The organism is Bacillus cereus group sp. BfR-BA-01356 (genome assembly GCF_022663635.1).
Lineage (GTDB): Bacteria > Bacillota > Bacilli > Bacillales > Bacillaceae_G > Bacillus_A > Bacillus_A cereus.
The window spans coordinates 12963-25272 of record NZ_JAKUFX010000009.1; the positions used below are offsets into that span (position 1 = coordinate 12963).

Here is a 12310-nt window from a genome sequence, read left to right on the forward strand (position 1 = left end):
AAAGCTAAGAGTTTAACTCTTAGCTTTTTTCATTAGAAAGGCTTCTAATCGGTCGCAGCCTTCTTTTAAAGTTTCGATACTATACGCATAGGACAAGCGAAGGTAGCCTTCACCGTATTCAGAGAATGCTGTTCCAGGAACTACAGCTAGTCCCGCTTCTTTGACAAGATCAAGTGCAAAATCAAATGATGAAGATGTCAAATGACCAACATATGGGAATAAGTAAAATGCACCTGTTGGCTTTTCAACTGTTAATTCCATTTGAGTGAGTCTATTATATACGTAATCACGGCGTTTTTTATATTGGTGGCGCATCATTTTTGGTGCGTCTTTAGCTGCTGTTAATGCTTCAATTGCAGCGTATTGAGCGATTGAAGTAGCACACGTTACATTGTATTGATGAACTTTTAATATGTGTCCTGCTAAATAGCTTGGTGCAAATAAAAGTCCAACACGCCAGCCAGTCATAGAATGTGATTTAGATAAACCGTTAATGACAATTGTCTTTTCACGCATTTCTGGGAAATGTGCGATAGATGTATGCTTTTGTTCATATACAAGCTCACTATAAATTTCATCTGAAAGGACGAAAATATTTTTATCTTTTAAAACATCTACAATATCTTTTAATTCTTCTGTGGATAAAGTTACACCAGTTGGATTAGAAGGATACGGTAGTACGATACATCTTGTTTTTTCTGTAATAGCATTTTTAAGCGCTTCAGCTGTTAAACGAAATCCAGTTTCACGAACATCTACAAAAATAGGCGTTGCACCGCATAATCGAATAATGGGTTCGTAACCTGGATAAATAGGAGCAGGTAAAATTACTTCTGTTCCTGGCTCTAAAATCGTTCGGAATGCAACATCAATTGCTTCGCTAGCACCGATTGTAACGATGGTTTCGTTTTCAGGTGAGTAATGTAAATCGTAGTTATCTTTTACGAAGTTACAAGCTGCCTTACGTAATTCTAGTAAACCAGCGTTATGTGTATAGCTTGTATAGTTTTCTGTAATAGCCCGTTTTGCCGCTTCTTTCACGAGAGAAGGTGTAGGGAAATCGGGTTGTCCAATTGTTAAAGAAATCAAATTATCATAGTTTTGAATCATGTTAGAGAATTGACGGATTCCAGAAATTTGAATATCCTTCACTCTAGGGTTAATGAATTGTTCCATTGTATCTCCCTTTCTTCCGTTTGAAAATTAAGTTCATTTTATCATATTTTCTATGATTACGCTTTGTATATGTTATTTAGAAAGAGAGAGAAAAGAGAAAAAAAGCCGCTATAAGCGACTTTTTAATATCCGTATTCCCAATCTATTTCATCTTCATTCCAGAGTACAGAGGATACCTTGCCAAGGTGAACAACTGATTCGTTCACAGCACATGTGCAGTTTTCTTCTCCCGCTTTATGCTGTAACTCTTCATATACTGATTTTTCAACATTTTCTAGAACAACCAAATTTTCTTCTTTTAAAACAAGCGTAGTACCCGCCATATTTATCTTCCTCCTACTAAAGTAATGATCACTTATTTGTAAACATAGATAGTATGGATTATATGCTGTATTTTGCTATAGTTGTCCGTCTAAAAAAGTATTTTTATATTTTCTTTGTAATCCGTATTCATTGTATACTGCACGAAGGAAATTTGGTACAGGGTTTACAATCATTTCGAAAATCTGTAACAATTATTATGAGTTGTTAACAAAGAATTAACAAATATGTTAAGAAAAATCAAAATTTTAAAACAAATACACCTATAAAATGATATAATCATATCAAAATACATATAGGGGATGAGAGGTTATGGAGCTTATCCGTGATTTATTGATTCAAATTGCCATCATAATTTTGCCACTATTTTTATATGAAGCGATTCGTTTAAATCGCTATCAAGAAATGCCTCCGAAGCCAAATCGTTACTTTATTATGTTTTTATCTAGCGTTACGCTCGTTCTCTCCATGACATACTCTATTTGTTTTGGCAATGTGTGTGGGTATAACTTTCATCCCATTCCAATTGTCAGTGGTTTTTTATATGGTGGGATTGTTGGTTTAATCCCAGCGGTTATTTTTGTTGCATACGAATGGTTACTAAAGGGAATGAGCTTTCTTCCAGTTTTAGAAGTAATATTTTTATTGATAGTTCCGCTATTTTTATCAAAGAAATGGTCTCTTTTTTCAAGGGATAAGAAATTAATTTTAGCATTTATGATTTCATCATTTTATGTGCTTGTTTCTTTAGTATTAGGCATGATTAATGTTCTTTTGGAAACAGGATTTACACCGTATATTTCGCAAATATATAGCGGATTTATATTTGCCTCGCTTATCATGGTCATGACAATGGTATTCCAGGTGTATTTAACTGAATATTTAAATGAAAATGCATTGCTACGTACAGAGATGCAAAAATCAGAAAAGCTTAATATTGTAAGTGAGTTAGCAGCAAGTGTGGCACATGAAGTTCGAAATCCACTAACTGTTGTTCGTGGATTTATCCAATTGCTAGAAAGTACGGAAGATGTGAAGAATAAGGATTATATGCGTCTCGTATTAGCTGAATTGGATCGGGCGGAACAAATTATTTCAGATTACTTAAATTTAGCAAGGCCGCAAATTGAGAAAAAAGAACACATTTGTTTATCAGCCCAATTAATAGAAATGACCACTCTTATGTCGTCATTTGCAGCGATGCAAGGTGTATATTTACAAGTTGAAATTTCAGAAAGTCTTTATACGATTGGTGATAAGACAAAATTGAAGCAAGCTATTATGAATGTTGTTAAAAATGGTATTGAAGCAATTCAAGGAAATAAAGGATATTTAAAAGTAACAGCTATTCAAAAAGATGAAACAATCATAATAAGAGTTAAAGATAGTGGTGTTGGTATGACGAAAGAACAGTTAGCAAGGCTTGGGCAACCATATTATTCTTTAAAAGAAAAAGGGACAGGATTAGGACTTATGGTAACATTTAGTATTTTACAAGCGCATAATGGTACATTGGAATATAAGAGTGAAAGTGGAAAAGGCACTGAAGCAATTATTATATTACCAGCTGTACAAAATAAGGAATAAAAGTTACCGATGAAAGGTAACTTTTTATTTTATATTGTTTATTCATTTGTTTTTTCTTGTTTTGCTCGGCTAAATAAACTTTTAAATGATTGAAAGAAGCTTTGCTCTTTTGAGGCAGCAACCATTCTTTTTGTTTCTTGAATTTCTCGAATAACTTGCATAAGCTGTGCATCACGGTTACTGTCTTTATTATAAATTTGACTAACAAGTTTATTCATTTTTTCTTCCTGTTTGGATTCTCGTTTATACATATGATTCATTAATAAGTCCATCTTTTCTTTTTGCAGTGCATCTGTTTGAGCGGCGTGATCGACTAACTCTTGAAGCATTTTTTCTTGAGAGCCTTCTTTTACATAAACTTGTTGCATCAATTCGTCTAGTTTCTCATCCTTTAAACGATTTTGTGTAATTAAAGTAGAATTTTGATGAATAATTGCCTCATTTAATTGAGCTAGCATTTCAAGTTTTAACATGAACTCCTCAAAGTTACGCCCATCTTCTTTTTCTTTCGTTTGTATCTCTTGCTTATCTTGTATAACTGGTACAGGTGGGGCCTCTTTTTCTTTTAAAATAATCGGTATCGTTTCTGAAATATCTTCTTGTAATGTAGCAGCTCTTTCGTGTATAGATTTCAATAATTTTAAATCATCAAGTTTATAAATACGAGCATCAGCTGTTTTGGAAATCATATAACCATGTTCCTCTAACAGTTGACTATATTTGCGAACTATATGTTTTGGGATGCCTGTTTTATTCGTGACATCTTTCGTTTTATAGGTAGCTTCCATCATATTTCCTCCCCAAAAAGTATCGTATATATCATTTCAATCTTTTATGAGGACTTCCTTTGAAAAAGAATGTCGGAAGGCTATTAGTTTTCTACAGCATTAGTGAAAAAATGAAAATTTTTGGCGGAATGGCAAGGAATAACTAAAATAATGTCTGAAAACATATACAGGAGAAGTTTGTTATAATAACGGAGGAAAAGAAACTGGTAGAAACATGGAGGTATACATGAAGCAATTAAAAGGTATTATCATTTCAATTATCGCAATTCTGTCTATTTTAGTAGCAGTTTATGAAGTACTTGTGCCAGAGGAAACAAGTGTAAAGAAAACGAATACGTATGATCAAGTGTTAGAATTTCCGAAAGAACGTTATCCAGAGACAGGAAAACATATTACGGATGCTATAAAAGAAGGGCATTCAGAAGTTTGTACAATCGATCGTGGTGGTGCTGCAGATAGAAGGAAATTGTCGTTAGCACCATATCCATCAAAAAAAGGGTATGATCGTGATGAATGGCCAATGGCGATGTGCAAGGAAGGCGGAAAAGGAGCACATATTGAATATATAAGTCCAGCGGATAACCGTGGAGCAGGCTCTTGGGTAGGGAATAAGTTAGATAAATACCCAGATGGTACGCGAGTAAAATTTGAAGTGAAGTAGTAGTTGTATATTTCATAATGAAGGAGAAGGGGAACTATGGAGTTAACGATTTCTTATTCGCAATTAATGTTGATGAACTATGACGGTGAGCAGCCTTATGTAGATTGGACTGATGAAGATTTTGAAAGAGGTTATGCTAAGGCAGATGGAACTGTTATTTTTGAAGCACTTTCTGATTATACTTGTGAAGTGAAAGTGACCCCAGGGAAACATATTGAAAAAGAAGAAGTAGTTAGAACGATTACGGTTCCTTTTACAGTTGAAAATGAAAGTATCGTTATAACGAGTATTCTTTCTAATAAATTTCAAATACCTATTCCAAATGGTGAGTATACAGTTGTATTACAAGCAATTCCTCTTGAAGAGCCAACGGATGATGAATTATATAAAATACAATATGAATTCTTTTTTGAAAGTAAAGAATAAAAAATGGGTTATCCTGAGAAAAGGATAACCCATTTTTGTTATGCGTTTGTTTTTAAAAGGGAACGAGCATCTTTCGCTGCTTGCACCATATGTTCTAAAGCTGGAATAACTTCTTCTGTTCTTCTCGTTTTTAAACCACAATCAGGATTAATCCAGAAATATTTAGGATCACATACTTCTAAAGATTGTTCTACGATTTTATACATTTCATCTTTACTCGGTACACGTGGGCTATGAATATCATATACACCTAGGCCGATGCCTTTTTCATATGTTGTATGTTTTAATGTATCAATAAATTCTCCGTGACTTCTTGATGTTTCGATAGAAATTACATCTGCATCTAATGCGCGAATCGCGTCAACAATATCTTCGAAGTTACTGTAACACATATGAGTATGAATTTGTGTTTCATTTGCTACAGAAGAAGTTGCTAAAAGGAAGGATTGTACTGCCCATGTAATATAAGCATCCCAATCTTTTTCTTTTAGTGGCATTCCTTCACGAAGTGCGGGCTCATCGACTTGGATTACTCTAATTCCGGAAGATTCAAGTAGTTCAATTTCGTGACGAAGAGCTAGTGCAATTTGATACGAAACTTCTTTTCTTGGAATATCATTTCGAACGAAGGACCAATTTAAAATTGTAACAGGTCCGGTTAACATTCCTTTTACAACTTTCTCTGTTAAGCTTTGCGCATAAACTGTTTCCTTAATAGTCATGCCGTTAATAAAGGCTACATCACCATAAATAACAGGTGGTTTTACGCAGCGGGAACCGTATGATTGTACCCAACCGTTTTTAGTGAATGAGAAACCAGCAAGACGCTCACCAAAATATTCGACCATGTCAGTTCTTTCAAATTCACCATGTACAAGGACATCAAGCCCAATTTCTTCTTGGTAACGAATCCATTTTTTTGTCTCTTTTTCAATAAATTGTTCATATTGTTCATTTGAAATAACACCGTTACGCCATTCTTTTCGCGTTTGACGAACTTCAGTTGTTTGCGGGAAGCTACCAATAGTCGTTGTTGGTAATAGCGGTAACTCTAGAGCAACTTGTTGTAATTCGTATCGTTTTTCAAATGGAAGAGGACGTGAAAAATCTTCTTCTTTTAGTGCTGTTCGTGCTGCTTTGACATCTTCTCGGTTACGTGCAGCAGATGAACGAATTGTATGATGTACGTTTCGATATGTTTCCAGCTCATTACTAATGCTTTCTGTACCTTGAGTGAGAGCGGAATGAATAAGAACTAACTCTTCTAATTTTTGATTTGCAAATGCTAACGCATCAAACAGCTCAGTCGATAAGTGAGTTTCTTCTGTTTTATCGATTGGTGTATGCAATAAGCTACAAGAAGGCTGAACGATGATATCTTTCGTTTGGACTTGTTTTTGTAACGTTGTAAATAACTCAAGAACTTCATCAAGGTCAGCTCTCCAAATGTTACGGCCATCTATACAACCGACAGCTAAAGTTTTATCAGCTGGGAATCCATATTTTGAAATAGCATTTAGATTACCTTCTTTACCATGAATGAAATCTAATCCAATACCGGATACCGGGAATGTAATAATTTCTTCATAGTTTTCTTCTACGCTATCAAAATATGTTTGTAAAAGAAGAGTCGCATTTGGAACCTCTTTACGAATAGCTTCATAAATTTCTTTTGCTTGTTGAACTTCTTTTTTAGTTAAAGAAGCGAAAATCGGTTCATCAACTTGAATGGCTGGTGCACCAGCTGCATGTAGTTCTGAAAGCAGTTGTACGTAAGGTGCAACTAACTGTTTTAAAATGGTAGGAAATTGTTCTTGTGTATAGCCTTTAGCTAATTTTAAGAAAGTATATGGTCCTAAAATAACAGGCTTTCCATCTACTCCTAATTCTTGTTTTGCCTCTTCGTATAAGCGAAGTGGACGATTATCTTTTAAAGAGATTTGTAATCCCTCTTCATATTCAGGAACGATATAGTGATAGTTTGTGTTAAACCATTTTGTCATTTCGGAAGCTACGTGATCTTTAGAGCCACGCGCCATTGCGAAATATACATCAAGGTAAGATGTAAACTCAGAAAACCGTGATGGAATAAATCCTAGCATATAGGCAGTATCCAAAACGTGATCATAATATGTAAAGTCGCCAATTGGAATGAGTTCAATCCCTTTTTCTTGCTGTACTTTTACGTGTTGAAGGCGAATTTCTTTCATTGTTGTTAAAAATTGTTCTTCATCGATTTTATTGGACCAAAAAGCTTCCAATGTTTTTTTCCACTCTCGTTGTAGTCCGATACGTGGATAACCTAAGTTACTTGTTTGAATTGCCATTTTAAATTCCTCCCTAATTGAAAGTAAGCATTTCCGTTTACTAGGAAATACCTATAACAAAAAGTACAAAGACATAGAAAATAAGCCTTCCTTTTTGTTTTAACACCTCATCATCATCCGTGAATCTATCAGTGTTGTTAAAACAGGCAGGTCTCCTGACTTATGCTTCATATAATTTCTTTTACCTTCCCGTTTTCACAGTGGCACCAAAAAGAAATCTCAGCATTTACAGTGGCGGGACCGTGTTGGAGTTTCACCAAGCTTCCCTTTTAAACACGAAACAAAACTTTCGTGTACCTATTTTCCTTTTGAAAGGAATTTAACAAGCGATATGATATTGAAACAAATTTTAACATAATTTTCGGAATTTTGTCTACTGTTTTAAAATAAGAAAATTCTAAAGTTTTTATTTCTTAGTATTCTGACTTTAGTATTCTGGAGTAACTAATAATATTACAGTATGAAAAGAGAAATTGAGCTATGAAAGAAGTAGGGATGTCTTCTTTCATAGCTCAATCTTCATCTATAGCAACTTCTGAAAGTCGGCCTGCTATAGCATCTTTAAGGAGGGTGTTTAGCCATTGTAATTCAACTGTAATATGCTCAATTACACTTTGCAAAATATATAGTTGTGCACGTGGAACCTTTCCTTTATTACAATCATATATCGTTTGCATAGTATGTAAATATTGAAGAGTATCGTTTTTCTTTTTTTCTAAAATAGGAACTAATTCGTGATCATTGCTAAAGTGAGCGAAAGATAAGGCTGAATAAATAGGTTTATATATTTGGTTTTTGGCTTCGAATTGTTTTAATAGTAAAGTGTGGAATAGTTTTTTGCCTTCTTCTGTTATATGAAAAATCGTTTTGTCAGGTCGATTTGTGTCTCTAATTACATTTGTAATATGAATTGCCCCTTGCTTTTCTAATTGCTCGAAGGCGTAATAAAGTGATCCTTTAGCATATTTAATGTAACAATCCATTTGTCGTTCTTTCATAATATGCTGCACTTCATATGGATGTTTATCTCCTTCGAGTAGCAAGCCGAGAATGACTAATTTCATGCTCATGCTGTCTCAACTCCTGTATATAAAAACTTTATCCAGTAAGATCCCCACCCAAAAATTCAGCGGAAGCAAAGAAGTTAGGTGGGGATTAACTGCCCGTAAAAGCCCGATTGGTGTGGGCTAATAATCAGTGGGGGATGAACATCCCCCCACTGATTAAAGTTTCACTTTATACATATTATAAACGGCATATCCTTTTTCATAAAGGAATATGCCGCTTCTTTTTTATATTAACTAACTTGCTTTTGTTTTTCTTTCTTTTTAGGGCCTGTAAAGAGGCGTTCATTTCCCATAAGTAAAATACAAATAATACTTAGTACAGCCGGGATGAGTGCCCAGAAGAATGTATTCGCAATAGATGTAGCGAGAGCTTCTTTAATACCCGCTAATATTTCAGCAGGAATTTTTGCGGTAGCGCCTGGTGATAATAAGAAACTTGTGTCTCCGCCTTTTGGAGCTAATTTTGCTAGTTCAGGGGGGAATACAGAGTTTAGTTTATCTGTAAAAATATGATTTTGAATTGTACCGAAAATCGTTACACCAAGGGTCATACCGAGTGATCGGAAGAATGAGTTTGTTGATGTCGCCGAACCACGGTCCCGCATTTCCAACTTGTGAATAGAAGACATACTTAATACTGAGAATGAGAAGCCAACACCAAGCCCAGCGAGAATCATAAATAGTGTTACGAGTAAACGAGGTGTGTCCATTGTTAAAGTACTTAATAAATAAATACCAAGAACGAAGAAGACACCAGATACCATCATAATGTTACGATAGCTTGTTCGAGAAGCTAATTGTCCTCCTGTTTGACTTCCAATTACAGAACCAACCATCATTGGTGTTAAAATTAATCCAGCATTAGAGGCGGAACCTCCAAGAACGCCTTGAATGAAGATTGGAATATAAACTGTACAGATAATAAAAGCGGCACCATAGAAAAAGGCAACTCCTTGACTAGCTGCGAATAAAGGTTTTTTAAATAGATGGAACGAAATAATAGGCTCGGTTGCTTTTCGTTCTACAAAGAAGAAAATAATAAGCGTAATAACTACTGTTGTAAATAAGCCAATAATTACAGTAGAATTCCAGGCATATTCCTTACCACCAAGTTCTAATGCGAACATTAAGCAAACGATACTTATGACAAGTGTAATAGCACCAGCCCAATCAATTTTTTGTTTTCTAAATTCTAGAGACTCACTGTAGTATTTAGTAATGAAGAAAAAGGAGATAAGTCCTAATGGAATATTAATATAGAAGACCCAATGCCAACTTATATAGTCTGTAATATAAGCACCTAATAAAGGACCGAATACACTAGATGTCCCGAAAACAGCACCGAATAGTCCTGTCATCTTCCCGCGTTTTTCTGGTGGGAAGATATCGTACATAATTGTGAAGGCGATAGGCATAAGGGCACCACCACCGATCCCTTGAATAGCTCTATAAATACTTAATTGCTCAATACTTGAAGCTGTTCCGCAAAGAGCAGAACCGAATAAGAAAAGAATGAGGCCCCCAATATAAAAACGTTTCCGCCCGTACATATCAGAAAGTTTCCCGAAGATAGGCATCCCTGCCATTGTTGCTACCATATAAGCTGATGTGACCCAAACAAACTTATCAAATCCTCCTAGGTCTCCAACGATTGTTGCCATTGCGGTTGCAACGATTGTATTATCCATTGCGGCCATTAATATACCAAGCAGTAAACCAGCAACAACAAATTTTGTCTTGTTGGCTTCTTTTTTTAATGGTTGAGTTTCCAAATATAACCCTCCTTTAGAAATAAGTAAACTATATTAAGTTTTGAGTGCAGTGGATAAAAAATTTTAATGTATAGTTGATTTTAATTTCTTTTCCATAAGTGCACTGATATGCCATAAAGAATATTATAGTCAAATTTGACTATAAGGCAAACTTTTTCTTACGCCAAAATATTCTTTCGTATGAGTAGAGAACGAGTGAGCCATACTGAATATTGCTATGAAGGGAATGAAGTAAATTGTAAAAAAATTTCATAAAGAACACCTTCTGTTAATAGATGAAAAATGGTTTTTTCTTCATATTGTCGAATAGGATAAAAGGAAGAGAAATATTAAACATTGCTTGTAGCAAGCTTTAGTAATTTGGGGAATTCATTGTGTGTATGTTACATCTGAAATGAGGTGAATATATATTATGAAAATATGGGGACGAATTTCGGATACAGGAAAGTATTCAATACCGCTACAACCAGTATTGTGGATTGACGGATCGAAAAAGGAAAACGAATTTCCTCAAGTAGCCGTTACATTACAAATTGGTAGTATGTATACAGAACAGTTTTCGTATGAATTGACCTACGATGTAAACGACATACTTATTATGCGAATTGAAGTGGAAAATAAAGGGGTAGAAATGATTTCGAGAGTTGTTGTAAGTCATATGATTCGAGATTACTTTGCTTATATTCCTAATTCTTTAAAAGTTGATAAGGGGATAAGTGAGTTTTTATTCCAGCTTGTTAGATGGCGAATTGATGATTTGTTACCGAATGAGAAGGTGGAACTACGTTGTAAAATAAAAGCTAATAAAGATAAAGCTCTTAAACAAACATTCTTTCAGGCTACATATACATTTCAAGATAAAGAGATATCATATGGCCCACTGCAAACAAATGAAGTTGTTGTGCGTCAATGATAAAAAGGAACCTGTACAAAAGGTTCCTTTTTTAGTGAAGGTTGTGTTTTTTGAGTATTTTCTTTTGCTCCATTCCTTTTTTTCCTACATAGTTATTTTTGTAGCCAAAGTATAGAATAAATAAAAATGAAACAACATTAACAATAGCGTCGATTTGATCGTTTGTAATAAAGTGTATCCCGAAAGAGGTAAATAATAATTTTAATGATAATAGAAAACCAGCTAGTAAACGCATAGCATCTGATAGATTCTCTTTTTGTAGCATATAGATTACTCCTTTCTATAAAAGTTATATATTATATATATGAAATAGAGTAGAAAAGGTATACAAGCTTAAGCAGAAATGTACATTGCATATGTACATTTTTTATTTTGTAGAAAAACATTATTGATATAGAAACATATATTGGTATAAAAGGGGGAAAAGTATGAAACATAAAGGGAAAATTAGTGGATTATTGCTTGGCAATACTGTGGCAGTTACAGAATGGATTGCACTTCAGGATGTAATTGCAAAACTGGATTCACGATCATTTTATACCGTCTTTATTATTTATATATTGCAAATGATACTAAGTTATTATTTTGGACATTGGTACGATAAAAGAGCGAACGAGCGTATGGGTATGGAAGTAGGAGGAATGGCAAGCAATGATTTTGTTGTTGATTTTTTTGGGAAAGTAGCTGCTTTATCTGAAAGAGATTCTCGTAATATTACAGTGTACATTCTTTCTGTAAAAGAATGGGAAGGATTAAAAGACACGTTGCAAGAAAAAAAGTTGGGAGTGTTAGTACAAAAATTAGAGAGTACCATTGTAAAGACAATTCGGAAGGGTGATGTTGTTACAAAGTGGGATGAAAATAAGTACGTTATTGTAGCAATTGATAATGGTCATGAAACATCAACAATAACAAAACGATTAATGAAAAATATTGAAAGTGAAATAGAAGGTGATTTACTCAGTGTCACTCTTTTATTTGGAGCAGCTAGCTATCCAGTAGAAGGAAAAACGTTTGAAGAACTGTTGAGAAAGTCGCAAAATCAATTGTACCAGTATAGAAATTTGCAGGAAAATGAGTGAAGCTTTGATTTGAAGATATATGATAGGAAGATGTTTTATTTGTAACATTTTTTTGACTTTTATTACAAAAAAACGCCGCGTTTGTAATAAAAGTCTTTAAAAATATATGAAATAAGCATATAATTATGATGGTAGTGCCAATGCAATTTGCACAGTGTGTTTTATTTTAAAAGTGTAGAGGAAAGCAAGC

12 protein-coding genes and 1 riboswitch are annotated in these 12310 nt (G+C 34.3%); of the genes, 5 read left to right on the forward strand and 7 right to left on the reverse strand.

The features are described from left to right. Window positions 1–12: 12 nt before the first annotated feature. The gene (locus MR168_RS05480) at window positions 13–1176 is read right to left on the reverse strand and encodes an aminotransferase A (protein WP_000434577.1); all 1164 of its coding nucleotides are present in this window, start codon (window positions 1174–1176) and stop codon (window positions 13–15) included. A gap of 122 nt (window positions 1177–1298) precedes the next feature. Next, a complete protein-coding gene (locus MR168_RS05485; RefSeq protein WP_000929280.1) occupies window positions 1299–1499 on the reverse strand; it encodes a hypothetical protein in 201 nt (66 codons plus the stop codon). 310 nt (window positions 1500–1809) lie between these two features. Here MR168_RS05485 and kinB point away from each other — a divergent pair, with 310 nt between their 5' ends. Next, complete coding sequence (kinB, locus tag MR168_RS05490; protein ID WP_000420369.1) at window positions 1810–3084, forward strand: sporulation sensor histidine kinase KinB; 1275 nt, start codon at window positions 1810–1812, stop codon at window positions 3082–3084. A gap of 38 nt (window positions 3085–3122) precedes the next feature. Here kinB and MR168_RS05495 read toward each other — a convergent pair whose 3' ends face one another. Further along, a complete protein-coding gene (locus MR168_RS05495) occupies window positions 3123–3872 on the reverse strand; it encodes a DUF3967 domain-containing protein (RefSeq protein ID WP_000388471.1) in 750 nt (249 codons plus the stop codon). A gap of 226 nt (window positions 3873–4098) precedes the next feature. Here MR168_RS05495 and nucA point away from each other — a divergent pair, with 226 nt between their 5' ends. Both nucA and comJ read left to right on the forward strand, forming a co-directional pair. After that, a complete protein-coding gene (gene nucA, locus MR168_RS05500; RefSeq protein WP_000811494.1) occupies window positions 4099–4533 on the forward strand; it encodes a DNA-entry nuclease in 435 nt (144 codons plus the stop codon). A gap of 36 nt (window positions 4534–4569) precedes the next feature. Further along, on the forward strand, window positions 4570–4959 hold the full coding sequence (comJ, locus tag MR168_RS05505) for a competence protein ComJ (RefSeq protein ID WP_000424030.1): 390 nt from the start codon (window positions 4570–4572) through the stop codon (window positions 4957–4959). Between the two features lie 38 nt (window positions 4960–4997). On the opposite strand, the gene metE is transcribed toward comJ, so the two are convergent. From metE to MR168_RS05520, 3 genes are all read right to left on the reverse strand, one after another. Next, window positions 4998–7286, reverse strand: coding sequence for a 5-methyltetrahydropteroyltriglutamate--homocysteine S-methyltransferase (gene metE / locus MR168_RS05510; protein ID WP_086412205.1), 2289 nt, complete (start codon window positions 7284–7286; stop codon window positions 4998–5000). Window positions 7287–7414: 128 nt separating this feature from the next. Continuing rightward, a riboswitch (cobalamin riboswitch) is annotated at window positions 7415–7602 on the reverse strand. A gap of 196 nt (window positions 7603–7798) precedes the next feature. Next, on the reverse strand, window positions 7799–8356 hold the full coding sequence (locus MR168_RS05515; protein WP_000062062.1) for a PadR family transcriptional regulator: 558 nt from the start codon (window positions 8354–8356) through the stop codon (window positions 7799–7801). A 227-nt stretch (window positions 8357–8583) separates the two neighbouring features. Next, window positions 8584–10125 carry an MDR family MFS transporter gene (locus tag MR168_RS05520; protein WP_000449912.1) on the reverse strand — a complete coding sequence of 514 codons (1542 nt, stop codon included), beginning with the start codon at window positions 10123–10125 and terminating at the stop codon, window positions 8584–8586. Between the two features lie 412 nt (window positions 10126–10537). Between MR168_RS05520 and MR168_RS05525 the strand changes: the two genes are divergently transcribed. Next, on the forward strand, window positions 10538–11038 hold the full coding sequence (locus MR168_RS05525; RefSeq protein ID WP_000708120.1) for a hypothetical protein: 501 nt from the start codon (window positions 10538–10540) through the stop codon (window positions 11036–11038). A gap of 31 nt (window positions 11039–11069) precedes the next feature. On the opposite strand, the gene MR168_RS05530 is transcribed toward MR168_RS05525, so the two are convergent. After that, window positions 11070–11303: an SPP1 phage holin family protein gene (locus tag MR168_RS05530; RefSeq protein WP_000939448.1), complete on the reverse strand. Its 234-nt coding sequence runs from the start codon at window positions 11301–11303 to the stop codon at window positions 11070–11072. A 163-nt stretch (window positions 11304–11466) separates the two neighbouring features. On the opposite strand from MR168_RS05530, the gene MR168_RS05535 reads away from it, so the two are divergent. Beyond that, complete coding sequence (locus MR168_RS05535; RefSeq protein ID WP_000680811.1) at window positions 11467–12120, forward strand: diguanylate cyclase domain-containing protein; 654 nt, start codon at window positions 11467–11469, stop codon at window positions 12118–12120. Window positions 12121–12310 lie beyond the last annotated feature (190 nt).

Excerpts from the sequence above, each read along its gene's own strand:
- MR168_RS05480 (WP_000434577.1), bottom strand. The coding sequence starts at position 1,176 with ATGGAACAATTCATTAACCCTAGAGTGAAGGATATTCAAATTTCTGGA.
- MR168_RS05530 (WP_000939448.1), bottom strand. The coding sequence starts at position 11,303 with ATGCTACAAAAAGAGAATCTATCAGATGCTATGCGTTTACTAGCTGGT.
- MR168_RS05495 (WP_000388471.1), bottom strand. The coding sequence starts at position 3,872 with ATGGAAGCTACCTATAAAACGAAAGATGTCACGAATAAAACAGGCATC.
- metE (WP_086412205.1), bottom strand. The coding sequence starts at position 7,286 with ATGGCAATTCAAACAAGTAACTTAGGTTATCCACGTATCGGACTACAA.
- MR168_RS05515 (WP_000062062.1), bottom strand. The coding sequence starts at position 8,356 with ATGAGCATGAAATTAGTCATTCTCGGCTTGCTACTCGAAGGAGATAAA.
- nucA (WP_000811494.1), top strand. The coding sequence starts at position 4,099 with ATGAAGCAATTAAAAGGTATTATCATTTCAATTATCGCAATTCTGTCT.
- MR168_RS05525 (WP_000708120.1), top strand. The coding sequence starts at position 10,538 with ATGAAAATATGGGGACGAATTTCGGATACAGGAAAGTATTCAATACCG.
- kinB (WP_000420369.1), top strand. The coding sequence starts at position 1,810 with ATGGAGCTTATCCGTGATTTATTGATTCAAATTGCCATCATAATTTTG.
- MR168_RS05485 (WP_000929280.1), bottom strand. The coding sequence starts at position 1,499 with ATGGCGGGTACTACGCTTGTTTTAAAAGAAGAAAATTTGGTTGTTCTA.
- comJ (WP_000424030.1), top strand. The coding sequence starts at position 4,570 with ATGGAGTTAACGATTTCTTATTCGCAATTAATGTTGATGAACTATGAC.
- MR168_RS05535 (WP_000680811.1), top strand. The coding sequence starts at position 11,467 with ATGAAACATAAAGGGAAAATTAGTGGATTATTGCTTGGCAATACTGTG.